The 25,782-nt window shown below is 67.3% G+C and carries 18 protein-coding genes and 5 pseudogenes; 3 read left to right on the forward strand and 20 right to left on the reverse strand.

Annotated features, from left to right (window positions below; translation table 11 throughout):
- The 9 genes and pseudogenes from OR16_RS36520 to OR16_RS36555 form a co-directional block, all read right to left on the reverse strand.
- Positions 1-1,314 (reverse strand): MATE family efflux transporter (locus tag OR16_RS36520; protein ID WP_043422615.1); only part of this gene is annotated, 1,314 nt, incomplete at its 3' end.
- A gap of 87 nt (positions 1,315-1,401) precedes the next feature.
- The gene (locus OR16_RS36525; protein ID WP_006164064.1) at positions 1,402-2,475 is read right to left on the reverse strand and encodes a porin; all 1,074 of its coding nucleotides are present in this window, start codon (positions 2,473-2,475) and stop codon (positions 1,402-1,404) included.
- A gap of 31 nt (positions 2,476-2,506) precedes the next feature.
- Positions 2,507-3,199 (reverse strand): orotate phosphoribosyltransferase, encoded by a 693-nt coding sequence (locus OR16_RS36530; RefSeq protein WP_043422610.1) that lies wholly within the window; start codon positions 3,197-3,199, stop codon positions 2,507-2,509.
- A 79-nt stretch (positions 3,200-3,278) separates the two neighbouring features.
- Positions 3,279-4,317: pseudogene (gene pyrC / locus OR16_RS36535) on the reverse strand (dihydroorotase).
- 24 nt (positions 4,318-4,341) lie between these two features.
- Positions 4,342-5,595 (reverse strand): hydantoinase/carbamoylase family amidase, encoded by a 1,254-nt coding sequence (locus OR16_RS36540; protein ID WP_006164067.1) that lies wholly within the window; start codon positions 5,593-5,595, stop codon positions 4,342-4,344.
- Positions 5,596-5,680: 85 nt separating this feature from the next.
- Positions 5,681-6,428 (reverse strand): annotated as a pseudogene (locus tag OR16_RS36545) (HisA/HisF-related TIM barrel protein).
- Positions 6,356-6,760: a hypothetical protein gene (locus OR16_RS46890; protein ID WP_237717361.1), complete on the reverse strand. Its 405-nt coding sequence runs from the start codon at positions 6,758-6,760 to the stop codon at positions 6,356-6,358. The pseudogene OR16_RS36545 and the gene OR16_RS46890 overlap by 73 nt, the downstream one beginning before the upstream one ends.
- Complete coding sequence (locus OR16_RS46895; RefSeq protein ID WP_050983220.1) at positions 6,720-7,217, reverse strand: hypothetical protein; 498 nt, start codon at positions 7,215-7,217, stop codon at positions 6,720-6,722. Before OR16_RS46895 ends, OR16_RS46890 begins: the two co-directional genes overlap by 41 nt.
- A gap of 46 nt (positions 7,218-7,263) precedes the next feature.
- A pseudogene (locus OR16_RS36555) lies at positions 7,264-8,545 on the reverse strand (MFS transporter).
- Positions 8,546-8,993: 448 nt separating this feature from the next.
- Between OR16_RS36555 and OR16_RS36560 the strand changes: the two are divergent.
- Positions 8,994-9,692 carry a TetR/AcrR family transcriptional regulator gene (locus OR16_RS36560; RefSeq protein WP_006164070.1) on the forward strand — a complete coding sequence of 233 codons (699 nt, stop codon included), beginning with the start codon at positions 8,994-8,996 and terminating at the stop codon, positions 9,690-9,692.
- Positions 9,693-9,710: 18 nt separating this feature from the next.
- On the opposite strand, the pseudogene OR16_RS36565 reads toward OR16_RS36560, so the two are convergent.
- The 10 genes and pseudogenes from OR16_RS36565 to OR16_RS36610 all read right to left on the reverse strand — a co-directional run.
- Positions 9,711-10,013: pseudogene (locus tag OR16_RS36565) on the reverse strand (aldehyde dehydrogenase family protein); the annotation flags it as partial.
- Between the two features lie 80 nt (positions 10,014-10,093).
- Positions 10,094-11,185 carry a carotenoid oxygenase family protein gene (locus OR16_RS36570; protein WP_006164072.1) on the reverse strand — a complete coding sequence of 364 codons (1,092 nt, stop codon included), beginning with the start codon at positions 11,183-11,185 and terminating at the stop codon, positions 10,094-10,096.
- A 70-nt stretch (positions 11,186-11,255) separates the two neighbouring features.
- Positions 11,256-12,503 carry an AMP-binding protein gene (locus tag OR16_RS36575; protein ID WP_006164073.1) on the reverse strand — a complete coding sequence of 416 codons (1,248 nt, stop codon included), beginning with the start codon at positions 12,501-12,503 and terminating at the stop codon, positions 11,256-11,258.
- Between the two features lie 329 nt (positions 12,504-12,832).
- A complete protein-coding gene (locus tag OR16_RS36580) occupies positions 12,833-13,657 on the reverse strand; it encodes an SDR family NAD(P)-dependent oxidoreductase (RefSeq protein WP_006164074.1) in 825 nt (274 codons plus the stop codon).
- A 29-nt stretch (positions 13,658-13,686) separates the two neighbouring features.
- Entirely contained in the window at positions 13,687-14,130 is a 444-nt protein-coding gene (locus tag OR16_RS36585; protein ID WP_006164075.1) for a MaoC family dehydratase, read from the reverse strand.
- 15 nt (positions 14,131-14,145) lie between these two features.
- Entirely contained in the window at positions 14,146-14,586 is a 441-nt protein-coding gene (locus OR16_RS36590) for a MaoC family dehydratase N-terminal domain-containing protein (RefSeq protein WP_006164076.1), read from the reverse strand.
- Positions 14,587-14,631: 45 nt separating this feature from the next.
- Entirely contained in the window at positions 14,632-15,819 is a 1,188-nt protein-coding gene (locus tag OR16_RS36595) for a lipid-transfer protein (RefSeq protein WP_006164077.1), read from the reverse strand.
- 58 nt (positions 15,820-15,877) lie between these two features.
- Positions 15,878-17,017 (reverse strand): acyl-CoA dehydrogenase family protein, encoded by a 1,140-nt coding sequence (locus tag OR16_RS36600; protein ID WP_006164078.1) that lies wholly within the window; start codon positions 17,015-17,017, stop codon positions 15,878-15,880.
- A gap of 39 nt (positions 17,018-17,056) precedes the next feature.
- Positions 17,057-18,946, reverse strand: coding sequence for a feruloyl-CoA synthase (locus OR16_RS36605; RefSeq protein ID WP_006164079.1), 1,890 nt, complete (start codon positions 18,944-18,946; stop codon positions 17,057-17,059).
- A 551-nt stretch (positions 18,947-19,497) separates the two neighbouring features.
- On the reverse strand, positions 19,498-22,275 hold the full coding sequence (locus OR16_RS36610) for a helix-turn-helix transcriptional regulator (protein WP_006164080.1): 2,778 nt from the start codon (positions 22,273-22,275) through the stop codon (positions 19,498-19,500).
- A gap of 415 nt (positions 22,276-22,690) precedes the next feature.
- Between OR16_RS36610 and OR16_RS36615 the strand changes: the two genes are divergently transcribed.
- Together OR16_RS36615 and OR16_RS36620 are read left to right on the forward strand one after the other, a co-directional pair.
- Positions 22,691-23,068: a hypothetical protein gene (locus OR16_RS36615; protein ID WP_043422612.1), complete on the forward strand. Its 378-nt coding sequence runs from the start codon at positions 22,691-22,693 to the stop codon at positions 23,066-23,068.
- Positions 23,047-25,356, forward strand: coding sequence for a LuxR C-terminal-related transcriptional regulator (locus tag OR16_RS36620; RefSeq protein WP_043422614.1), 2,310 nt, complete (start codon positions 23,047-23,049; stop codon positions 25,354-25,356). Before OR16_RS36615 ends, OR16_RS36620 begins: the two co-directional genes overlap by 22 nt.
- Positions 25,357-25,411: 55 nt before the next feature.
- Here the strand turns inward: OR16_RS36620 and OR16_RS42275 are convergent.
- Positions 25,412-25,782: pseudogene (locus tag OR16_RS42275) on the reverse strand (hypothetical protein); the annotation flags it as partial.

The following is a 25,782-nucleotide window of genomic DNA, read 5'->3' on the forward strand; positions in this document are numbered from 1 at the left end:
CAGCAGCAACGCTGCCCACAGGCCGTCGTTGCCGAACGGGCCGGCCAGGACGAGCGCAGCCGCCATGAACACCGCGAACGACAAGGCCATCGAGTGCATCAGGTCGCGCGTGCAGGTGGCGCCGATGAATACGCCATCCAGCAGGAAGCCCCAAACCGAGACCAGCGGCAAGGCAACCGCCCATGGCAGGTAGCGCACCGCCGCGTCATGGACGGCGCGCTGGTCGGTCAGGCAGGCGATGATCCACGCGCCGGCGCAGGCATAGGCCAGGGAAAAGCACAGCGCGCCCACCGCCGCCCAGATCATGGTGACCCGGACCGCGCGGCGGAATGCGTGCCGGTCCCGGTTGCCGATCGCGGCGCCCACCAGCGCCTCGGCCGCATGCGCGAAGCCATCGAGCGCGTACGCCATGAAGGTCTGGAAGTTGAGCAGCAGCGCGTTGGCCGCCAGGAACACATCGCCTTGACTGGCGCCCGCGTGCGCAAACCAGCCGAAGCTGGCCACCAGGCACAGCGTGCGGATAAAGATATCGCGGTTGAGATAAACCAGCCGCTTCAGTTCGTGCGTATCGGCCACCACGGCCCAGCGCAGGGGCGGCAGCCGTCGAGGGCGCAGGCGCCAGAGCAGCGCGCCGCCCAGCACGAAGCCGCACGCATCGGCGGTGGCGGTGGCAGCGCCGATCCCCGCGATGCCCCAGTCGAATACATAGACGTAGAGCAGCACCGCGGCAATGTTCACCGCATTGATGAACAACTGGATGAGCAGGCCAAGCCGCACGCGCTGGCAGCCCAGCAGGTAGCCCAGCACCACGTAGTTGCACAGCGCAAAAGGCGCGGCCCAGATCCGCGCATGGCTGTAGACCCGTGCATGGTGCTGGAGCGTGTCGCTGCCGCCGATCAGGCTCAGGGCGCCGTGGATCAACGGCATCTGCACCGCCAGCACGCCGAGCCCGATGACGGTGGCCAGCATCAGCGCGCGGACCAGCGTGGCGCGCAATGCCGCGCCATCCCGCGCGCCGTACGCCTGTGCCACGAGGCCGGTGGTGCCCATGCGCAGGAAGCCAAAACCCCAGAATACGAAGCTGAAGAACAGCCCGCCAGCGGCCACGCCGCCCAGGTAGGCCGGGTCCGGCAGGTGGCCGGCTACGGCGGTATCGACCGCGCCGAGTATCGGCTGGGTCAGGTTGGCGAGGATGATCGGAAACGCCAGCGCCAGCACGCGGCGGTGCCAGCCGGAAGCAGGCAGGGCTGCCGGTGTGCTGGCGGTGGCTGGGGCGGCTGGGGTGGATGAGGCGGGACGATCGGCGTCTGGCACGTGGTGCAGCGGAGGCTGGGTGTGGGGAATCGACCGACATTATGGTCGATCCGCCGCACCGTTGCCTCGCTGGGTGTGCCTGGCGGCTCAGAAGCGATGCCGCACACCCACGCCGTACGTGTCGGCATGCGACTGCGCGGTCAGCTTGTCAAGGAAGTACGCGGCATAGACATCGGTGCGCCTGGACAAATTGTAGTCGTAGGCCAGCGCGGCGGTGTTGCGGCGGAAATCGCCGAGGTTGTTGCTGGTCTTGTCATAGGCATACGAGACCAGCACATTGCCCGCGCCGACCGGCACCGAGGCGCCTAGCTGCCCGTTCCTGTGCTTGATGTCGCCGGCCGCGCCGCTGATAGCCGACTTGATGTACTGGGCCTGGGCGAAGAGCTTGACCAGCTTGAAGTCATAGCTGATACCGCCCTGGACGGCATTCTGCTTGCTGAAGCCGGCGAGGGCCGCGGGTGATGTCACGTCGCCCGGCGTGGCATTGAACCTGGCTTGCTGGAACGCCGCCGTGGCGCCGAAGGGCCCGTTGAAGTAGGTCAGGTTGCCGCCCCATTTGTTCTGGCCGTTGCTGCCGGGTTGCTCGCCGAAGGCGTAGATCAGGTTCAGGGTCAGCCCGCCGAGCGTGGGCGTGGAGTAGACCACGGAGTTGCTCCAGCCCGAGTCGCCGATGATGCCCGGGTCATAGACCGCGCCGCTCGTCGCGGTCTTGAAGGTGTGATAGATGGACGGCCCGAAGGTGTAGGAGTCCACCAGCGGGTTGAACAGGATCGTGGAGAGGAAGTAGGGCGTGGTGTTGCGGCCCAGCTTGACGGTGCCGTAGGCATGGCTCTGCAGGCCGACGAAGGCGTTGCGCGTGAGCATGGCGTCGGTATCGGAGCGCCCGGATTTGCCTACGTCCGCGCGCAGGAAGCCGTTGAGGTCGAAGATCGCCTTCAGTCCGTTGCCGAGATCCTCGCTGCCCTTGATGCCCCAGTATGACGTCTGCATGCCGCCTGCACCCACCACGTAGGTGCGGTCGCCACCCGCCGCGCGCGTGCTGCCGACGAATGCATCGACCTGCCCGTAGAGCGTGACGCTGGATTGCGCCACCGCGGCGCTACTGGCGCAGGCTGCGCCGAGGAATGCCAGCGCAAGCGTGGCTTTGGTTGTTTGCTGCATCGTGATCTCCGTCTCCGTCGTTGTGTTTTTGTTAGCGTTGCGTCTCGCTGGCCCCGATGCCGCCGTGGTCCAGCGACCATCGGGCCGGGTCTGCCAGGAAGCGCTGCAGTTCGTCCAGGGCGCGGCGGTCCACCCCGGCGCTGGCGCGCGCGGCCTGCAGGACGTCCTGCCAGTTCGCGAGGGCGTGCACCTCGGCTTGCCAGGGGGCGAGAACGCTTTCGGTAGGGAACGTGCCGTAGTCGAACACCACGAAAATGTCCGTCACCACCGCGCCGGCCGCGTCCAGCGCCTCGCAGAATATCCGCTTGGAGCGCGCGGCCGCCATCATGTCGTCCACCAGCAGCACGCGGTCGCCGGTGTTGATGGCCCCCTCGATCTGCGAGGCGGGCCCCAGCCCCTTGGCCTCCTTGCGCGCGTAGAGCAGCGGGAGCGCCAGGGCTTCGGCCATCCAGGCGCCGAATGCGATGCCGCTCGATTCGGCGCCGACCACGGCGTCGATGGCTGCGAGCCGGTTCCTGTCCCGCAGCAACGCAAGGCCACGCTGGATCAGCGCCCTGCGCAGCCGCGGAAACGAGATCAGCCGGCGGCAGTCGATATAGACCGGGCTGGCCCAGCCAGAGGGCAGCCGGAACGGTTCGTCCGTGCGGAATGTCACGCAGCCGGCATCCAGCAGGGCCTGGCCCACCGACGATGAGAGGTCCAGTTGAGTCCGTAGTTGAGACATGCAGTGCTCCAGTGTTCCAGTGCTTGTGCTTTCGCCGCGAAGCCTGTCAGCAGCGTGGCGAGGGGGGCGATGCGCTGGTTCAAGCCAGCTTCCAGCCGAGTTCTTCGCCCGCGAGGTAAGGGTGGATCGCTGCGCCGGCCGGCAGCGGGATCGAGCTGGCCACACGGTGGCGTTCCCGCCGCAGCGTGACGGTGCCCTCGTTCAGCGGCAGGCCATAGAAGCGGCTGCCGTGCTCGCTGGCGAAGCCAGCGAACCGGTCCAGCGCGGCTTCTTCGTCAAAGACCGTGAGATAGGCTTCCAGCGCGTTGGGCGCGCTGAAGATGCCGGCGCAGCCGCAGGCCGCCTCCTTGGCCGTGCGATCGTGCGGCGCGGAGTCCGGCCAGGAAGAAGGCGGGCGAGCCCGACGTGGCCGCGCGGCGCAATGCCAGGCGGTGCCGCTCGCGCTTGAGCACGGGCAGGCAGTAGAAATGCGGCCGGATGCCGCCGGTGAACATGGCGTTGCGGTTGAACATCAGGTGCTGCGGGGTGATGGTGGCCGCGAGGCGGCCGCTGGTGTCCCGGCCGACAAACTCCGCCGCCTGCTCGGTGGTGATGTGCTCCAGCACCACCTTGAGCCCTGGGAAGCGCGCCAGCAGCGGCTTGAGCGTCTGTTCGATGAAGGTGGCTTCGCGATCGAAGACGTCCACCGCCGGATCGGTGCTCTCGCCGTGGATCAGCAGCGGCATGCCGATCTCCTGCATGGCCTTGAGCACGCCGGCCACCTTGCCGATCGCGCTCACGCCGTACTCGGAATGCGTGGTGGCGCCGGCCGGGTAAAGCTTCACCGCCGTGAACACGCCCTCGCTGAACCCGCGCCGGACGGCCTCGGGATCCGTTGCATCGCAGAGGTAGCAGGTCATCAGCGGGACAAAGCGCGAGTCCGGCGGCAGCGCCGCGCGTATCCGCTCCCGGTAGGCATGCGCCGCGTCGACGGTAGCGACAGGCGGCTTGAGATTGGGCATCACGATGGCGCGCGCGAACTGCCGCGCCGTATGCGGCAGGACGGTGCGCAGCGTGTCGCCATCGCGCAGGTGCAGGTGGCAGTCGTCCGGCCGGCGCAGGGTGAGACGCTGCGTCACAGGGGGGGCTCCTTTTGGCGTGGCTCAGAGGCTGGCGATGGTGTCGTCCAGCACCTGCACGCCGAGCAGGAAATCATCGATGTCCATGGCCTCGTCCGGGTTGTGCGAGCCGTGCTCGTTGCGCACGAAGAGCATGCCGCTCGGGATGCCGGCGTTGGCAAACAGCGATGCATCGTGGCCGGCGCCGCTCGGCACCTGCTCGAATGGGAGGTCCCGTTGGCGGCATGCCTGCGCCAGCCGCTCCGAGAGCCCGCCGTCCATGGTGGCCGGGGCCGATTCGATGCGGCGGTCGAACTCGAACCGCACGCCGCGGTCGCGCGAGATAGCCTTGCACTCCGTGCGCAGCAGCTGATAGAAGCTTTCCAGCGTTTCCACGCTCTTGCTGCGCGCCTCGAAGCTGAAGTTCACCATGCCGGGAATGCGCGAGACCGAGTGTGCCTGCGGGCTGGTGCTGACCATGCCGGTGGTGACGACCAGGTCGATGCCGCGCTCCAGCAGAACGCGCCAGTGCGCGTCCAGGCGCATGATCAGGTCTGCCACGGCAAACATGGCGTCCTTGCGCAGCCACCTCGGCACCGCGCCGGAGTGGCCGGCCTCGCCGATGCAGCGGATCTGGTTGTGCCGCACATTGCCGCGGATGCCGGGCACCACCGCCACCGGCAAGCCGCGCGCGACCATCACCGGGCCTTGTTCGATATGCAGTTCCAGGTAGGCATGCACCTTCGCCTTGTCGAGCAGGAGCTCCTGCGCGCGGATCGCCGCGATATCGGCGCCGGCTGCTGCCATGCAGGCCGCCAGCGACTCGCCGGAATGCCGGTGCGCCAGCGCCAGGTCGGCGGCGCAGAGCTTGCCCAGCAGGGCGCCCGAGCCGATGTACGCCTTGCCGAACCAGGCGCTTTCTTCGCCTCGGAAGCCTACTACCTGCAGCGGCACGCGCGAGCGCTGGCCGGTGCGCGCCTGGCGGAGCTGGCAGAGCAGGCCGGCAACGATCCCCGCCAGCCCGTCGAAGTTGCCGCCTTGCGGGACCGAGTCCAGGTGGGAGCCGACCCACGTAGCGGGTGCGCCAGCGTCGGCTTGCGGCAGGCGGAAGACGAGGTTGGCGGCACGGTCGGCTTGCGCTTGCAGGCCGTGGCGCAGCGCGAAATCGCGCAGGTAGCCCGCCGCGGCGGTCTCGCCGGCGCCGTAGCTGTCGCGGGTCACGCCAACGCCATCGAACGATAGCGCGCACAGGTCCGTGAAGAGCTGCTCGGCGACAGGCTTGAGTTCCAGAATTTCCATGGCACTTTTGTTGAACGTTGGGTTGAACGTTGCAGTGACGCGCCGGCGGGATGCGCCGGCGCGAGCGGCCTTCTGCCGATGGCGTTCAGCCGGATTGCTGCGCGAAGCGCAGCCAGCGGTCGCTTAAATGCTGGTCGAGCCTGACCTGGCCCACCAGGTCGCGCAGCGCCTCGGTGCCGGTCTCCTGGCAATAGTCCTGTAGCCCGTCGATGATCTTCTGCATGACGCCGGGGTCTCGGAAGGACGCCGTGCCAACCTGCACGGCAGCCGCGCCGGCGAGCATGAACTCGACGGCATCCTCGGCGTTCTGGATGCCGCCGCAGCCAATGATGGGGATGCGCACGGCGCGATAGCACTGGTGCACCAGGCGCAGGGCAATCGGCTTGATGGCCGGGCCGGACAGGCCGCCCATCACATTGCCCAGCTTGGGCTGGCGGGTGCGCACATCGATGGCCATGCCGAGCACCGTGTTGCCCATGACGATGGCATCGGCGCCGGCGTCTTCCGCCGCCCGGGCCACGGCCGCGATGTTGCTGCGGCAAGGAAATCTGCTCGCACGCCAGGGCGAATGCCTCGGCGGTATCGGCGGAGATCGACACCACCACCGGCGTGTCATAACGCGTGTAAGGCGGCAGCACGCATTCGCGGTAATAGTCGAGCCCCTTGCTCGGGATGCCGATGGCGTTCAGCATGCCGCCATAGGTCTCGGCTACCCGTGGCGTGGGGTTGCCGGCCCTGGACTTGGGGGAGACGCTCTTGATCACCAGGGCGCCAAGCTGGTTGAGGTCAAGCGCTTCGCGATACTCGATGGCGAAGCAGCCGGAGGCGGGCATGACTGGGTTGCGCAATCGAACAGCCGCACGCAGGACAGGCACACGCCCATGCCGCAGGCCATGCGCTGCTCCATGGCGACCTCGCCCACCACCTCGGGATAGTCGGCCAGCACGCGCTGCAGCAGCATCAGCAGGCGGTGCGAGCCGCAGGTGTAGACGGCATCGGGCCGCTGCTGCGCGATCAGGCTGCGCATGCGTACTTCCACGGCGTCCACCGACGAGGAACCATCGGCATCGAACACGCCATGCACTTGCGCGCTGGCCCCGCGCAGAAACTCGTGCTCCATCAGGTCATCGCGGGTACGGGCCGACATCACCGCGGTGATGGCCACGCCGGCTGCGGCGGCTTGCTGGATCAGCGGCGCCATGGTGGCCAGACCCACGCCGCGCGCCACCACCAGGATCCGCCACCACCAGGATCCGCCTGAAATCCGGGCTGAAGGTGAAGGTGTTGCCGAGCGGGCCGACGATCTCCATGTGGCCATCCACCGGCAGGCTGGCCATGGCGCGCGTGCCAACGCCGGTCACGTTGTAGAGGAACTCGATGCGGCCATCTTCCGGCCCTGCGCCATAGACGCTCATGGGGCGCAGCAAGAACGGCTGCTCCGTTTCGGTGGTAGGGCACTTGAGCTGGTAGAACTGCCCGGGCTTCGTTTTGCCGGCGATCGGCGCATCGGCTTCCAGGCGGATGTACTTGTAGCGCTGGTTGACCCACGAATGTTCGACTACGCGGCAGCGATAGGACGCGACCGTGGCGGTGCGGTCCGGGCTGCACAAGGTTGCAGACATGATGACTCCTGACTAATGCGGTACGGGGCGATGCAAGGCGGGACGCTTATTCCAGCTCGACGCCCTTGAGCTCGGGGATGAGGAAGATCGTGGCGATCATGTCCAGCACGTAGATGCTGGCCAAGAGGGCAATGGCCACCTGGAAGGAATAGGTTGCGGCAAGGGCCCCGACCACGATGGGCCCGAAGCCGCCCACGCCACGCCCGATGTTGAACAGGACGTTCTGCGCGGTAGCGCGCGCGGCGGTGGGATAGGCTTCCGAGATGAGCGCGCCATAGCCGCCGATCATGCCGTTGACGAACATGCCCATGACCGCGCCGGCCCAGAGCATGGTGACGGGGTCGGACATCCGCGAATACGCGATCACCATCGCCACCGCGCCGGCCTGGAAGATCAGGAAGCTGGGCTTGCGCCCGATGCGGTCGGCCAGCTGGCCGAAGGCATAGACGCCAATCATCATCCCGACGACGGTGACCGAGGTCCACATGGCGGACTTGGTCAGCGAGAAGCCCAAGGCCTTGGACAGATAGGTCGGCAGCCAGATCATGATGCCGTAGTAGCCAAAGTTCTGGACCGAGCACAGGATCACGATGCCGAGGCTGGTCCGGGCGGTGTGGCCATCGGCCACCAGCAGCCTGAAGGCGTTCTCCTTCTTGTCGCCGTGGGTACTGGCATGGCGCACGAACACTTCGGGTTCATGCAGCCGGTTGCGCACGAACCAGGCCACCAGTGCCGGCACCACGCCCAGCAGGAACATGCCGCGCCAGCCGATATGCGGCAGCAGCAGCGGGGTCAGCAAGGACGCCAGCAGCACGCCGCTCTGCCAGCCCAGCGCCACGTACGAAGACACCCGCGCGCGCTTGCTGGCGGGCCAGGCTTCCGCGGCCAGCGCCATGCCGATGCCGAATTCGCCGCCCAGGCCGATGCCGGCGATGGTGCGGTAAGCCAGCAGGTCCCAGAAGCCCTGCGCGAACGCGCACAGGCCGGTGAAGACTGCAAACAGCACGATGGTCCAGGTGAGCACGCGCACCCGCCCGTAGCGGTCGCTCAGCGCGCCGAAGAGGATGCCGCCGGCCACCGCCCCGATCAGCGTCCATGTCACCAGCGCGCCGGACTGGCCGGTGCTCAGGCTCAAGGCCACGCTGATGGCGGGCAGCATGAAGCCGAGGATGAGCAGGTCGAACCCGTCCATCGCGTAACCGATGGCTGAACATCGCGTAACCGATGGCTGAGCCGGCCAGCGCCTTCCAGGCGTAGGGCGAGGTGCGCTCGGTTTGTGAGGGCGGGGCGTCGGATGTGGTGACCGATGCGCTGGCGTTGGCTTCCATGGGGCCTATCCCCTCTGTGCCTTGGTTGAGCAGGTGCGCGGGCCGGACGGGTTGAGTCGTCGACGATCAGCGCCTTTTGGTTCACTTGTTTTGTTTTACTTGTGCTTGGGGTTGCCGGTGCTGTCAGCCTGCCCTGGGTCCGGGATGGCTTGATCACTGGCAATCCGTCTCAATTTGTAGACTTAGTAGCTAAAAAATAACCGGATGGGTCTGGCCGCAAGCGTTGAACTGCCGGCGGTCCTGGCCATACGGCTTTCGTCTTTTTTTTTAGACTACGCGCAGGAAATCGCGTTGGCAAGGGTTTTTCAACGGGCTAGGGTATTCCCTTGACGCCATGGAATTGCGCCGTTGCGTGCCAGTTTCTTGGCTTCCCAGCACAATTGTCTAATTATTGAGAAATTCACGCGCCTTCCTGCCGCGCGGCATCCATTTGGTAAACTCTGCTTCCATGAAAAAGCCAGCATCAGAACGCAGCGACGCCCCGGTAAAACGTGGCCAGTCCAAGGGTGGAACCACCAAGCCGGAGGGGCAATGGCACCACGGCGACCTGCGCGCTTCGTTGATTGCCTGGGGCACCCACCTGCTCGATACCGAGGGGATCGCGGGCATGAGCATGCGCACGGCAGCCAAGCTGGCTGGCGTCTCGCCGGGTGCGCCGGCGTATCACTTCAAGGACAGGAACGGGCTGCTGGCCGCCATTGCGGCCCAGGCGTTTCGCGACCTGGTGGCCTATCGCCGCCAGAGCGTGGAGCACATTGACCCCGCCGATGCGGCGGGCCGGCTGCGGGCGATCATGCTCGCCTATGTGGAGTTCGCCCAGGCGCATCCCGCACGGTTTCACCTGATGTTCGGGCCGGAGATCGCGGACCGGGAGCAGTATCCGGAGCTGGCGGAGGCGGGCGCCGCATCGTTCCAGGTGCTGCGCGGCGCCATCGCGCCAGTACTGCAAGCGCCCGGCGCCGGCGAGCTCAGCGAGGAGCAACTGGCGTTCTCGGTGTGGGCCGCCACCCACGGCCTCGCCACGCTGACCATCGACCGCCGCCGGTTGCCGGTCGCCTCCACCCACCAGCCCACGGCAGAGCAGATGGCCGACGTCGTCGTGCAGTTCTGCCTGGCGGCGTTGCGGGGATCGGCAACGCCGCGCTAGGCCGGGGGCCTGGCCCGCTCAGCCCACCAGCACCTTGAGCTGCGTGAATTCCACCAGGCCTTGCTCGCCCAGTTCAGCGCCAATGCCGGACTGGCACGCGCCGCCAAAGGGAATGTCGGGCGATACCACGAAATATGTGTTCACCCAGACGCTGCCCGCATCGATGCGGCCGGCGATGGCGAGCGCAGCCTCCCGGCCGCCGGACCAGACCGATGCGCCGAGCCCGTACGCGGACACATTGACGCACTCGACCACGGCGTCGACATCCGTGTAGCGGATCACCGGCAGCACCGGACCGAACTGCTCTTCATCGACGATGCGGTCGCTTGCGGAAAGGGTTTGGTCAGCGGGTCAGTCAATGCGCCGGCGCAGGAGCCTACGCCGGCGGCGTGCCATCGGCTTTAGCCGGCGGGACGCCAGTTGCCGTGGAAGCCGGCGGGCACGCGATGCGACAGGTGCACCAGCGCCACCGGCCCCGCCGCCAGCGCCTGCGCGTTGAAGATTGCCATGTCGCTGCGGTTCTCCGCGGCGCGCCAGATCACGGACAGCAGCCAGCCGTCGCCCTCGTCGGCGCTGGCATGGCGCGGGACAAACACGGGCTCGCCGCACTTGTCGCCGGCCGGCGGCTGGTATTGCGCGACTTGCCCGGTGGCCAGGTCGATGTGCGCGAGGCCGCTGCGCAGGCTGTCGCCCTTGGTGGACGCGGAGATGTCCCCGCTGCAGTAATAGCCGTGCCGGTAGGGCAGCATGGCAAAGCGCTCGTCCAGGCGCGGAAATTCGCCCGGCATATCGCACAGCGGCTGCTCGCGATACGCGCCGGATTTGCCGCTTAGGTCGAAGGTCCAGCGGACCAGGCTGGCCACGGGTGCGCCGCTGGAGAGCTGGCGCCCGTCGGGTCCGGGGAACAGCGGCGGCACGTCGTATTTCATCATGTCGCAGACGATGCTGCCGTTGGGCGCGTCAAAGGCGTTCATCGGATGGAAGACGTAGCACGGATCGCCGGTGAACCAGCGCACGTCCGCCGCGGTGCCGTCGCGCGGCCGCGGCGCCAGCGACACCGGGTCGACTTCAAACGGCGCGTGCGCTTCTTCCAGCGCCAGCAGGCGCCCCCCATGCCAGACCACATTGGTATTGGCCACCGTGGAGTTCAGCTCGAGCAGCTTCGGGTCCGTCAGGTGCCGGCTTGCCAGCGAGCCCGACATGCCTTCGCCATTCTCGTTTTCCATGATCCACTTCGGCGTGCGGATCCAACGGTTGCGGTAGGACACGCGGCCCTCGTCGAAATGGAAGGCATGCAGCATGCCATCGCCCGAGAACCAGTGATATTTGCCGCGTGGCGCGAACTGCGGATTCGGCCCGTTGCGGTAATAGGTGCCGCGCAGCCCGGCGGGCACTTCGCCGGTGACCGGCAGGTTGGGCGCGTCGCACTCGGCGTGCAGCGGCGCGAAGTAGCCGGACAAATGGGGCTCGTTGGTGGGGAAGGCAATGGCCATGGGTGCTGTCTCCGGTCTGTTCTATCTACCTGTTTTTTGAGAGGATGGATGCGCTTGGGAACCGCTGGATTCAGATGGCGCGCGCCTGGTCCTGCCAGTGCGGCTCGCGCAGCCTGCGCTTGAAGATCTTGCCGGTGTCCTCGCGCGGCAGCATGGCGTGGATCTCGACGATGCGCGGCACCTTGTAGTTGGCAATGCGCTCGCGCAGGAACGCTTGCACTTGCGCGCCGTCGAGGCTGTGCCCGGGGTTTGGCTGGACCGCGGCGGCCAGGCCTTCGCCGAACTCCGCATCGGGAATGCCGAATACCGCGCAGTCCGCGACGCCCGGCATGGTCTGCAGGACCGACTCGATCTCCGCCGGATAGATGTTCACGCCGCCCGAGATCACCATGTCGGCCTTGCGGTCGCAGATGTGCAGGAACCCGTCTTCATCCAGGTAGCCCATGTCTCCCAGCGTGATCAGCCCGTCGCGCTCCACGGCCGCGCGGGCCTCGGGCCGGTTGATGTAGGTGAAGTCGGGCAGGGCGCGCTGGCGCACATAGATCAGGCCGATCTCGCGCGCCGGCAACGCGTTGCCGTCCTCGTCCAGGATGCGGACTTCCGCATCGGGAAGCGGGCTGCCCGCCGAGCCCGGGTGGCGCAGCCAGTTCGCCGAGTCGGCGAACGTGGTGTAGCCGGCTTCGCTCGATCCGTAGGCCTCCGTGATGATGGGACCGAACCACGCGATCATGGCCTGCTTGAGGGGCACCGGGCAGGGCGAGCCGGTCGACGCCACCTGGCGCAGCGCGGACAGGTCGTGCCCCGTGCGCGCGTCGGGCGGCAGTGCCAGCAGGCGCTGGTACATGGTCGGCACCAGGTAGGCATGCGTGACCTTGTGGCGCGCCAGCAGCGCGAGCGTGCGCTGCGCGTCAAAGCGCGGCTCCAGCACCAGCATGGCGCCCAGGTTGCAGAAGTGCGAGAGGTAGGCCATGGCCGCGCTGTGGTAGATCGGCGCCGACAGGTAGGCGGTCACGTCCGTGCCGGTGCCGTAGACAATGTCGGTGACCCGCTGCAGCCGTTGCTCCATGGCGGCGCGCTCTGCGGGCGCGCCGGGAATGCGGCGCACGCCCTTGGGCTTGCCGGTGGTGGCCAGGTACAGCCCCGCCTGGCGGCAGGCCAGCACCAGGGCCACATACTCCGGGCTGTTGCGCAGCATGGCGGCGATGGTGTCGCCCTCCTTGCATTGCAGGTCATGCAGGCCAGCCAGAATGCGCCGGACCTCCCCCCGAATCCAGTCGGCCGAATACTCCTGCCCGTCGAACCATAGTGCCGGAACCATCGCGTCTCCTGTCGTTGATCGTCGCGCCAGCCATGCGGCACGATCGGCTTTGCTTTAACTATGCAGTGATCAGTTATGGACTCTAGCAGGCGGAACGTGGCGGTGCAATGAGGTTTTACGCGAGTGGAGGAGGTGCCAGATGGCGGCTAGCGGGGGCCGCGTGGCGGGGAGCAAGGGGGGGGCTGGTCTGCCCAGCCGTCTCGCCGAAGCCGGAGAGCCGGCTTCGGCGAGGTCCGGCCACCCATGATGGTCACGGTCACCGGTCACCGGTCATCGGGCGATGACTGGTGACCATCACGGTACGGCTTGACTACAGCGTTGCTGAAGCCTTACTGCACGTTGCCTGCCACGGCGATGGTCTGGCCTGTGATGTAGTTCGACTCGGGCGAGCAGAACAGGTATACGCCGCCAGCGGCTTCTTCCGGGGTGCCGCCCCGGCCGAGCGGGTTGCGCTGGGCGTGGGCCTTGAGCAACTCCGGGTTCAGGCCAACGCGGATGTCGCGGCCGTCGATCTTGACCGTGGCGCCGGCCTTGGCATCCGCCGAGGTCATGCGGGTGTGGATCAGCCCGAATGCCACCGCGTTCACGTTGACATTGAAGCGGCCCCATTCACGGGCCAGCGCGCGGGTCATGCCGATCACGCCGGACTTGGCGCCGGAGTAGTTCAACTGGCCAGCGTTGCCGTTCAGGGCCGAGGTCGAAGAGATATTGACGATCTTGCGATACACCTCGCGGCCGGCTTCCTTGTCGGCGGCATGCAGCGCCTTGATATGCGGATAAGCCGCGCGGATGATGCGGAACGGCGCGGTCATGTGGCAGTCGATGATGGCGTACCACTGCTCGTCGCTCATCTTCTGCACCACGTCGTCCCAGGTGAAGCCGGCGTTGTTGACGAGGATGTCGATGCCCTTGAAATGGCTCATCGCGGTGTTGACGAAGCGATCGGCGAAGTCCGGCGCGCTCACGTTGCCCACGCAGGCCACGGCTTGCGTGCCCATCTTCTTCAGCGTCTCCACCATCTCGTGCGCTGGCTCGGCGTCCAGGTCATTGATGACCAGGCGCGCGCCTTCGCTGGCCAGCTTCAGTGCGATGGCCTGGCCGATGCCGCGGCCCGAACCGGTGACCAGTGCCACCTTGCCGTCGAGTTTTCCCATGTCTTGCTCCTTGATATCGAAAAAGGGGGTTACAGCGCGACAACCGCGTCGCCGAGGATCTTGGTTTCGCCATACTGGTTGGCGGTCCGGATTTCCAGCTTGATGCGCTTCTCGCCGTTCGCTTCCAGCTTCTCCACCACGCGCCCGCTGCACGTGATCCGGTGGCCGAGATGCGTGATGCCGACAAAGCGCACGCCGAACTGGCGCAACTGCCGCTGGTCAACCCATAGCGTGAGCAGGCGGCCGAGATAGGCCATCGACAGCATGCCGTGCGCGAACACGTCCGGCATGCCGGCACGGCGCGCGAAGTCGATGTCGATATGGATCGCGTTGTGGTCGTTGGAGGCGCCGGCAAACAGCGCCAGCGTGGTGCGGTTGATCGGCTCCAGCGTCAGCGGGGGGAGGGTATCGCCGATCTGGATCGTGTCAAAGCTCAAATTGCTCAGGTTGCTCAGGTTGCTCAGGTTGCTCATTCGGGGGTCTCCGGCTCAGCCGTTGCGTTGCACGAGCACGCTGCGCAGGTCGGCCACGTGCTCGCCATCCTGGTTGGTCACGCGCGTCTCGCGCACGACGAAGTCCAGCGCGCCGCCCTTCTTCTCGTAGATGTCGGTGATGCGCGTTTGCAGGTGCAGCGTGTCGCCGGCGTATGCCATGCGGTGGTAGTCGAAGGATTGCTCGCCGTGCAGGATGCGCTCGACCTTGATGCCGAGTTCGTCGCGCCAGGCGCTCGGCGGCTGCACCAGCTCCAGTGAGAACAGGAAGGTGGGCGGCAGCGGCAGGCCCGGGTGGCCGGCATCGCGCGCGGCGGCCTCGTCGGTATAGACCGGGTTGGTCTCGCCGGTGGCCTTGGCGAAGAAGCGCAGCTGGCTGGCGGCGGCGGTGGTGCGGAAATCCGCAATCACCTTGCCGATCAATGTCTTGTCGATCATGGGAAGGCCTTTTGTCGGGTCAGTGTTCAGCGCGTTCCTGGCGCCTCAGGCGTGCTTCTTGTAGACCGTGACGACGCAAGCGCCGCCCAGGCCCAGGTTGTGCGCCAGCGCCACCTTGGCGCCCTCGACCTGGCGCTGGTCCGCCGTGCCGCGGATCTGGTGCGTCATCTCGTAGCACTGGGCCAGGCCGGTGGCGCCGAGCGGGTGGCCCTTGGACAGCAGTCCGCCGGACGGGTTGACGACCCAGCGGCCGCCGTAGGTGTTGTCGCCATCGTTGACCAGCTTCTCCGCGCCGCCTTCCTCGCACAGGCCCAGGCCTTCGTAGGTCAGCAGTTCGTTCTGGGCGAAGCAGTCGTGCAGCTCGATCACGTCGATGTCTTCGGGGCCGATGCCGGCCTGCTCGTACACGCTCTGCGCAGCGGCCCGCGTCATGTCGAATCCGACCACGCGGATCATGTCCTTGCTGTCGTAGGTGCTGGGGGTGTCGGTGGTCAGCGCCTGGCCGGCGATCAGCACGTCGGTGCGCAGGCCGCGCTTGCGGGCGAATTCTTCCGAGACCACGATGGCGGCGGCGCCGCCGCAGGTGGGCGGGCAGGCCATCAGGCGAGTCAGCACGCCGTCCCACAGCATCGGCGAGGCCAGCACGTCTTCCGGCGTGACGATATTGCGGAACACGGCCAGCGGATTGCGCGCGGCGTGCTGGCTGGCCTTGGCGCGGATCTTGGCGAAGGTCTCCAGCTTGGTGCCGTACTTGGTCATGTGAGCACGGCCCGCGCCGGCGAACTGGCGGATGGCGCTGGGCAGGTCGGTGCGGTCGACCAGTTCGTTGACCACGCTGAGCGCGCGCTCCAGCGCCGGCGCGCGGTCGCTCCACTTGGAGCTGAGCGCGCCCGGCTGCATGAATTCGAAGCCCACCGCCAGCGCGCAGTCGACCGCGCCGCTCTGCACCGCCTGGCGTGCCAGGAACAGGGCCGACGAGCCGGTGGCGCAGTTGTTGTTGACGTTGATGACCGGGATGCCGGTCATGCCGGCGTGGTAAAGCGCCTTCTGGCCGCAGGTGGAGTCGCCGTAGACGTAGCCGGCATAGGCCTGCTGCACGTCGGCGTAGTCGATGCCGGCATCCTCCAGCGCCTGGCGCACGGCGTGCGCGCCCATCATGTCATAGGTTTCGCTGGTGCCCGGTTTCTTGAACGGGATCATGCCGACGCCGGCGACGAATACTTTACGGTTCATGTTGCGATTCCTTCAGGGATTGCGATTGGAGACTTGCGATTGGAGATTCAGGTGCGGCTCACATCTTTCGCGAGATCAGGTCGCGCATGACTTCGCTGGTGCCGCCGTAGATGCGCGTGACGCGCGAGTCGGCAAAGGCGCGGGCCACCGGGTACTCGAGCATGTAGCCATAGCCGCCGTGCAGCTGCACCATTTCGTCCAGCGCCTTGCCCAGGGCCTCGGTGGCATAGAGCTTGGCAATCGCGGCTTCTTCCAGCGTCAGGCGACGGCGCACGTGCTCGGCCAGGTAGTGGTCCACCAGCAGGCGCACGGCCACGGCTTGCGCCTTGATGTCGGCCAGCTTGAACTTGGTGTTCTGGAAGTCCCACACGGTCTGGTTGAAGGCCTTGCGGTCCTTCACGTAATTGATGGTGTGCTCGAGGCAGACTTCCAGCTTGGCGGCCGCGCTCACGGCAATGCTCAGGCGCTCCTGCGGCAGTTCGCCCATCAGGTAGGCAAAGCCCTTGCCTTCCTCGCCCAGTCGGTTGGCGACGGGCACGCGCACGTTGTCGAAGAACAGCTCGGCGGTGTCCTGGGCATGCTGGCCCACCTTGTCGAGCTTGCGGCCGCGGCGGAAGCCTGCGCGGCTCGCTTCCACCATGATCAGGCTGACGCCGCGCGAGCCAGCGCTGGGGTCGGTCTTGCACACCATGATGATCAGGTCGGCGTTCAGGCCGTTGCTGATGAAGGTCTTGCTGCCATTGATCACGTATTCGTCGCCCTCGCGCACGGCAGTGGTACGCACTGCCTTGAGGTCGCTGCCGGTGCCCGGCTCGGTCATGCCGATGGCGAGGATGGCTTCGCCGGAGCACACCTTGGGCAGCCAGCGCTGCTTCTGCTCGTCATTGCCCAGGCGGTTGATATACGGGGCAATGATGTCGGAGTGCACGCCGAAGCCGGGGCCGCTGACACCGGCGCGCGCGACTTCCTCGTTGAAGACCGCGCAATGGCCGAAGTCGCCGCCACCGCCGCCGTACTCGGTTGGCAGCGTGATGCACAGCAGGCCCTCGCGGCCGGCCTTGAGCCAGGTTTCCCGATCGACCACGCCGGCCTTGTCCCAGGCGGCCTGGCGTGGCGCGCATTCGCGCTCGAGGAAGCGGCGCACGGTGGTGCGGAACATTTCGTGGTCGTCGCGGTAGACGGTGCGGGTGACTTGCATGTAAGGCTCCGATGGGAATAGGGGGGGCTTGGGCCGGTGTTAGCGGGTGCGGGCGACGTGGGCTTGGGGTTCCGCGTGGAAAAGCTGTTCGACGAGATGGGCGCGGCGCGCACGGGTGGCGGCCTGGTTGACATAGCCCTTTTCGGCCATCTCGTTGGCGTCGATCGAAGGTGGCTCGGCCATCAGCATCAGGCGCTGCACGCTCAGGCTGGCGCTCTCGTTGCCCTGGCTGCCCTGGCGGCGAAGGCATTCGCACAGTGCATTCACCACCAGCGGGTGTTGCACCAGCGCCTGCGCGTCCAGCTCGGCCAGCTCCGGTGCCAGCGCGCGGCAGCCGGCCAGGTTGGGCCACGCCAGCGCGGCAAGGTAGTTGTGATCGTGGCCGCAGATGACGGCATCCGAAATCAGCGGTGCGCATTGGTCGATCAGTGCCAGGCGCACGGCGCCGGTGCGCACCCAGGTGCCGTTGGCCAGCTTGAAGTCCTCCACCACGCGCCCGGCGAACACCAGCCCGCGGGCCGGATCGGCGGGGTCCACCAGGCGCACGGCGTCGCCCAGGCAGAAATAGCCCTCATCGTCGAAGGCCGCGGCGGTGAGGTCGGGGCGCTTCACGTAGCCGGAAAAAACGAAGGGGCCGCGCATGCGGATCTCATAGCGCCCGTCGCCTCCGTCGAGCGGCACCAGCTTGATCTCGGCGCCTGGCATCGGCACGCCGATATTGCCGACGTCATCGGTGGCCCAGGTGCAGGACACGCCCATTGCGGTGGTTTCCGTCGAGCCCAGGCCGGAGCCGAACACAATATGTTCGCCCACGGTTTGCTCGGCTACGCGCTGGATGCGCAGGAACACATCGCGCGGCAGGCTGGCGCCGCCATAGCCAAAGCTCACGACATTGGCCAACAGGCTGCGCGCCAGCACCGGATCGCGCTCGAGCTCGGTCACCAGGGCGCTCCACGCGGACGGCACGCTGTTGAACAGGGTCGGCGAGACCTCCCGCAGGTTGCGCACGGTGCGCTGGAGCAGGCCGGGCACGGGGCGGCCATCATCGATGTAGTGCGTGGCGCCCAGCACGATAGCGCGCGCGAAGTTGGCCACGCCGCCCAGGCCATGGTGCCAGGGCAGCCAGTCGAGAAACACCGGCTGCCGCTCGACCAGGGCGGCGAGGTTCTCCGCGTGATACGCGGTCACTGCATTGAGATTGCTGTAGGCAATGGCCACGCCCTTGGGCACGCCGGTGGAACCGGAAGTAAACAGCACGCGCACGGTGTCGGCGGGCCGGATGGCGGCGCGTGCTCTATCGAGTGCGGCCAGCCGCGCAGGCGTCAATGCGGTGGCGGCCAGCGTGCTCCAGGCGTGCTGGCCGGCAGTTGCGCCGTCCACGGCGATGACGGCGGCGCGCTCGAAGGAAGCCGCCGACTGCACGAACAGCGCTGCGGGCGGCACCAGTTCCGCCACCCCCTTCAGGCGCGCGAAATCGCGGCTGATGGTGGAGTAGGCGGGAGACACCGCCGCCGCGGGTACGCCCACGTACTCGGCGGCAAGCAGCAGGACGGCCTGCTCGATGGAGTTCCCGGACAGCAGCATCAGGGGGCGGTTTTGCCCCAGGCCAAGTTCCAGCAGCGCGGCGGCTACGGACTGCACCTGGCGCCACAGTTCAGTCCAGGTAATGGTGCGCCAGGCACCTTGCGCATCGCGCTCGCAAAAGGCGGCGCTGGCACCACGGCGTTCTGCCCAGTCAGGCAGGAAGCCGGCCAGGCCTTGCTGGGGAATCTTGTTGGCGGGGGCGTCGCTGCGCAGCAGCAGCGTGCCGTCGGGGCGGCGCTCGACGAGCGTGCGGCGCTCGGGGAAGCAGACTGGCCGGTACTTGTACCGGGGCGTGGCGGGATGGTCGGCGGGAGCCCGTGGGTGCCCGGCCAGTGGCTTGTTCATTTTGGCTTGTCTCCTGGGCTGGATGCGCCGTTCTGGGCGCGTCAGCTGGGGGTTTTGGTATGGGTGATACGGTACTGCGAAGGGGGGATTGGGATAACCACCCGTGTTAGGTGGCTGTTGGATTGGCTTGGGGGGACTTCGGGGGCGGCGTTGGTTATTGGGCCCAAGAGCGTACGACATCCCCGCAGCACTCTGCGCCGCGAACGGTAGATGTGGGAAGGGTCACAGCATACGAGGACAGGGGCTCCACCACGTAACCCATAGGTCATGTCATTACAATGACCTTAAAGCCGGTGCGGCAGATGCCAGCAGAACCGCTGGCCATACGACGAAATCACCGCCCTACATAAGCCTGATTGCTCTGCGCCGCCGTACAAAGAAACAAACGATCGACCCCGCAGGGCGATGTCGTACGGCTCTTGGGTGCAATAACCAACGCCGTACAAAGAAACAAACGATCAACCCCGCAGGGCGATGTCGTACGGCTCTTGGGTGCAATAACCATCGCCGATCAAAAACCCCACTCAGCCCAACATGAGCCACCAAAACCCCTACACATCCAACTCCATATCCCGAACCCTAGCCACAGCCTCATCCCGGCTAGTCACTTCCAGCTTCCGGAAAATATTTCGAAGATGCCACTTCACGGTCTCAGGCGACAGCCCCAACGTCCGCGCAATCTTCTTGTTCGGCAGTGCTTGCCCAAGCAGCTTCACCACATCGACCTCGCGTTCGCTAAGCCCCTCGCCGGTGGCAACCGCTGCCGGTCCATCGGGCAATGCAGGCGTACCGGCGCAAACGCCGGCCTGTGCGGAGCGAGCCGCCCGTAATCGCTCAACATAAAACGCCAGCAAAGGGTCCGGCGCCTGCCCCTGCGTCATCATCTCGATCAGGTCGAGCCCCGCTGGATCCGCGTCGAGCAGGCTGCGCACCAGCCCAAGCCGGTGCCCCCGCCGCAATGCCGCCAGCATCTGATCCCGTGCGGCGTCCGGCTGCCCGCGCCTGAAAGCCACAATGGCGCTTTGCCACGTTAGCTGCGTCACATGACGCTGCCACCCCCTCGCATCGCACAGCGCGATCAGCGGCGCCAGCCGCTGCGCGGCGCCTGCGAGGTCGTCATGCGCCAGGCACACCTGGATCCGCGCGCGCTCGGCCACCACCCGGATCTCGTCCAGCGCACTGGGCTGCGCATGCGGGTGTCGTGCGTCGATGACGTCGAGCCTTGCCAGCGCGGCTTGCGCGGCTTCCGGGTCGCCGCTGGCCAGGTGGCGCTGGATCTGCTCGCCCAGGCTATGGGCCAGCAAACGGTCCAGGCCCAACTGCGTCGCGTACTCTTCCAGCCGTTCCAGATAGGCAAAGGCGTCGAGCTGATGCCCTGCGGCCCAATGGGATGCCGACAACACCTTGAGCACCCGCAGCACAGAGTCGGGGATCGACACGCGTTCTAGCACGTCGACGCGGTCTTCCAGCAGCTTGCGCGCGCCGGCGATGTCATTCTGCTCGTACAGCACTTCGCCAAGCAGCGCGGCGGCAAAGTAGCCGGGCTCGGCCGCGGCGCTGCCGGCTTTTTCCGCTTCGAACAGCACGTCGCGGCAGATGCGCTCGACCTGGATCATCTTGCCTTCCAGCGCAAAGCTGAACCCCACCATGCAGCGGCCGTTCAGGCTGCCGCCGGTGGTGCCCACCAAGGGTGCGCCTTCGACCAGCAGCGGCGGCGCCTCGGCCTGGATGCGGCGGGCGCGCTCGTACTCGCCCAGGTGCATGTGCAGCCACGACAGCAAGTTGTTGCGCGCGCCGACGGTCATCGGCTCGGCATCGGCGGGCGTTTGCAGCAATTGCGGCAGCAACGCGAGGGCGCCATCGGTATCGTCGCGTTGCACCGCCAGTCCGAAGCGCAGGATGGTGAGGCGGTAGCGCTCATTCAGGTCGGATTCGGGAATGTCGGCGAGAAGGCGCTCGATGCTGTCCGTGCAAGCGTCCAGTTCACGCCCGAAGATCTGCATCTGCAGGGTCAGCAGGCGTAGCTTGATGCGGGCCTGGACTTGCTCGGCCGGCAACAGGCGCATCAGCGCGATCACCTTGCGTAGTTCGCCCCTTGCGCTCAGCGTGCCGGCGTACTGCTGTACGAGATCCGCGGCTGCGTCGGCTTCCCCGGCCAGCACGGCATGGCGCACGGCCTCCTCCAGCAGGCGGTGCGCGCGGAACCAGTGCCAGGCGGCGGCATGCACGGCGCGTTGCTGGCCTTCGCTGCGCGCGCGAAAGCGCGCCAGCAACGTCTCGCGCAGCAGCGGGTGCAAGCGGTACCAGGTTTCGCGATCCGGGCCATCTACCGGCGTGATGAACAGGTTGTCGCTGTCGAGGCGCGCGAGCAGGGCAACCACCTCGGTCGAGTGCTGCGACTGCTCGTTCAGCGCCACGCACAGCGAGGCGCTAAAGCGCTGGCAGGCGGCCGCGCGGACCAGCAGCTCGGCTTCGGCCGGCGCCAGGCGCGCCAGCACTTCGCGCTCGAAGTAATCGGCAAAGGCGCCGGCATTCTGCACATTGGCGCGGACGAAGCCGTTGGTGGAGGACGCCCCGCCGGCAGGTTGCTTGCGCCGTTTCCAATGCGTGGCAAACAGCTGCAGGCCGGCCACCCAGCCATCGGTCAGTTCGTGCATCAGGCGCGCATCGCGCGCGGCAATGTCGCCCAGTTGCGCCTTGAGGAATTGCTCGGACTCCGCCAGCGTGAAACGCAGGTCGCGCTGGTCCAGTTCCAGCACCAGGCCCTGGTCGCGCAGCCTGCCGAGCGACAGCGGCACGCTGCCGCGCGACACCAGCACGATATGCAGGTTGGCCGGTGCGTAGTCGAGCAGCCATTGCAGTGCTTCATGGACGCGGGCATCGGCAAGATGGTGCAGTTCATCCAGGACCAGCACCAGCTCGCGCGGATGGCTGGCGATGCCATTGACCAGGGCCAGCACGGTGCGCTCCACGGCCTCGGCGTCCACGCCGCGCCCGCCCAGCAGCGCGGCCTCGCGCGTGATGGCGGGATCGACCTGCGCCAGGCTGCCGAGCAGGGAGTCGAGCCAGCGTGCCAGCTCGTTGTCGTCGGCGGCGACCGTCAGCCAGGCCACATCGAAGCCGAGTGTCAGCAGCGTCTGGCGCCAGGCCAGCAGCGTGGCGGTCTTGCCGCAGCCGGCAGGGCCTTGCAGCAGGATCACGCGGCGGCGCCGAGCTTCGGTCAGCTGGGCGAGCACGCGCTCGCGCGCCAGGACCCTGACGGTGTCGCGCGGCGGCTGCCGCTTGGCGTGGCTGGTGGATTCGGGCGGGAGGGAGGGGCTTTGCGGCATAGGTGACCGGTGCCTTCTGGTATCCGGGCGCTGGTCGTGCAAGCCAGCGTCAGGGTCAAACGAAATGAGGATGCATTGTACAGGCGGCTCGAAGCCATGCGCAGCGTGATCCGCTTGTCTCTTCGGTGCTGGCCCCGGGCGGCCTGCCACCCGAGCCACCCGGATCAGGTGGGCGGCCCCAAAGCAGGGCTTTCGCCATGTCACCCTAGTATATATTTTGCGCAATCAACGCATGGCGCACCTACCCGGCCACGCGCGACGTGACACGCGACGTGACACGCGACGTGACACGCGACGTGACACGCGACGTGATACGCAACGTCACTTGCAACTTCTGCATGCCCGAACTTGACCGGGGCAGGCCGGTGCCTGTGTTGCGCGCCGCTTGGCCTGCATTGCCGAGAGCCGAATTTCGATGGAACGGTATCATCCCGCCCCCACAACCAAGCTGGCGCCGCCCCGCCTTGGCAGCCGCGCGATCCCGCGCGAAGACCTGCTAGCCAGCCTGCATGGCGCACGCCAGTGCAAGCTGGTGCTGATCACCGCCGGCACGGGCTATGGCAAGACCACGCTGATGGCGCAGTGGCGCCAGAAGCTGATCGCGCAAGGGGCCAGTGTCGCCTGGCTAACGCTCGGGCCCGATGACGAAGCACCGGAGGCTTTTTGCGCCAGCCTGCGCGCCGTCTTGCTGCATGCGCGGCGCGTGCCCGGGCGCAAGCGCCCTGGCAAGAGGATGCGCTGGCCACCGGCTATATCCAGGCGCTGGCCGCCGTGCGCGAAGAGCTCTACCTGATGATCGACGAAGCCGATCGCATCAGCCACCCCGCCAGCCGCGCGCTGCTGCAGGCCATCCTGGACGCGCGGCTGCCGCACCTGCATATCGTCGCGGCATCGCGCAAGACGCCGGCGCTGTTGCTGGGACGTCTGCGCGCGGTGGGCGAGCTTGGCGAAGTGGGCTGCGCGGACCTGGCGTTTTCCTTCGCGGAGACCCTGGCCTTCCTGAAAGCGCATCTCGATGCGCGCGTGAGCCTGGATGCCGCCACGCGGCTCCATGCGTCCAGCGCGGGCTGGCCCATCGGCCTGCAGTTGATGTCGGCCAAGTTGAAGGCGGGGCAGCGCAATCCCGCGCTGGCGCCCGCAGCGGACGGCCTGCACGCCTACTGGTCGGAAGACGTCGTGGCCGGGCTGCCCGGGGAATTGCTCGCCTTCATGCAAGGCTTGTCGGTGCTGCCGCGTTTCAACGCAGCGCTGGCGGGCTTTGTCACGGGCTCGGGGCAGGCCGCCGCCCTGATCGATGCGATCGATGCGCGTGGCCTGTTCCTGCTACCCCTGCAAGCGCAGGACCACGGCAAGTGGTTCCGCTTCCATCCCATGTTTGCGGCCTTCCTGCGCGAGCGCCTGGCAGGCAGCCGGGCCGACGTGGCTGGCCTGCACCGGCGCGCCACGGCGTGGTTCGTGCGGCAAGGGTGCTTCGCCGAGGCGATCCCGCATGCCTTGCAGAGCGAGGATTTCGATACCGTCGCCAGCCTGGTGGAGCATTCGATGCCAGCCTTGCCCACCGTGAGCCAGTTGCGGGATTTCCGGCAGTGGATCGAAGTCGTGGCGCCTGCCCGGCTGGCGCGCTACCCGCGCTTGCTGCTGCTTGCCGCCTGGGCGAGCGCGGTGACGGCGCGGCCCGCGCAAGCCGATGACTGGATGACCGCCCTGGAGGCGGTCAGGCCCGGCGCCAGGGCGTCGCGCCATGGCAGGCTGGTGCGCGCCGTGATCGCCATGCAGCGCGATGATGTGGTGCAGCTGGATGCCATCCTCGCCACGCTTGCCAACGTTCCCCTGGGCCTGGCGCCGCTTGAGCATATCCGGCTTGGCTTGACGGTACGCTGCCTGTCCGTGCGCGGCTGCCATGCGCAGGTGCGTGAGCGTCTCGCCTCCGCCGAGGCACGCGCGATGCGTGCCGGTACGGGCGAGCTGGCGCTGATGGCCAGGGCCACAGTGGCCAGCGCCATGTTGCTCGAGGGCAATGCGCTGCAAGCCGAGCCCCTGGCCCAGGATGCGCTCGCCGAGGCCGAACGCTACCATGGCCGCCGCTCGGTCAGCGCCTGCTACTGCGCCGCGACGGCGGCGGCGGCCCTCTACGAGCGGGACAAGACCGACGAAGCGCGGCAAGTGCTCGCCGATCGCCTCGACATGCTCAGGCTCTCCTCGCCCGATGTGATGCTGCGCGCCACGCTGTGCCACGCCCGCCTCCTAGCGCTTGGCAACTTGCCGCACGATGCCGTGGCATACCTGAGCGAGATGGAAACGCATTTTCGCATCCGCGGCATCGAGCGCGGCGTGGCGCACCTGGTAGCCGAACGCCAGCGGATCGTGCTCAGGGGCGGGGACTGGCGCCACGCGCGCTCGCTGCAGGCCACGCTCGATGGCCTGGCGCCGGGCGCATTGGAGGATGGGCCGCGCCTGGCCGAGATCGTGGCGGTTGCCGCGATCTCGCGTGCCAGGCTGGCGTTGGCCATGAACGAGGCGCAGGGCGTGCTGCTGGCACTGGAAGGCGCCCGCGCCAGCGCTAGCGAAATGGGCAGGGAAGGGCTGATGGTCACGGCCGACCTGCTCGAGGCCCTTGCGCTCGACGCGCTGGGGCGGCGCGGAGAAGCCACGGCATGCATGGAGTCCGCGGTTGCCACGGCCTACCGGCTCGGGCTGGTGCGCACCTTGCTGGATGAAGGCGAGGGTGTTCGCGCTCTGCTGGGCTGCCTGGCCCGGCGTCGGGACAGCGCGCAGGACGACTATCTTGCTCGCTTGCAGGGGATGGCCCTTGCCGCGCCCACGGGCAACGGTGATCGCGTTGCCATGGTGGCGCCCGCGCAGCGATCGGTGGAACTGTCCGGGCTGACCCGGCGCGAGATGGAGATACTCGGTTTGCTCGAGCAGTCGATGTCGAACAAGCGGATCGCGCTGGCGCTGAATCTCAGCGAGCTGACGGTCAAGTGGAATCTCAGGCAGATATTTGCCAAGCTCGGTGTTTCCCGCCGCTACGACGCCATCCTCGCAGCGCGCAGGCAGGGGCAGCAGACGGGCGCGAGATGAGCGGCCGATTGCTCGCGCCCCTCTCGCACACGCCCCCCCGCCTAGCCTCTCCCCCTCAGAAGATATGCCGCAAGCCAACCGTCACGCCGACCATGCTCTTCTGTCCGGTCATTTGCGGATAGTTGAAGGCAAAGGCAGTCGCGGAGCTATCGAAGCTCAGGCCGCCGTTGCGCGCGTAGCCAGTCGACAGGTACACGTCCGTGCGCTTGGAGAAGTTGTAGTCGGCGATGAAGCTGACCTGCTGCATGTTGGGGGGATTGGCGCGGGCGTGACCTGGTAGTTGACGCCGGCCCACCAATAGTCGTCGCGCAGCAGCGTGCCGCCACTGCTGAAGTCGGCCTTGTTCCAGCGGTAGCCACCCATGACCTTGAGCGGGCCGGTGGTGTAGCTGGCGGCGCCGGCAAACTTGCGGACCGTGACCAGGTT

Origin of the sequence: Cupriavidus basilensis OR16, assembly GCF_000243095.1 — a bacterium.
In the GTDB taxonomy this organism is placed as follows: Bacteria; Pseudomonadota; Gammaproteobacteria; order Burkholderiales; family Burkholderiaceae; genus Cupriavidus; species Cupriavidus basilensis_D.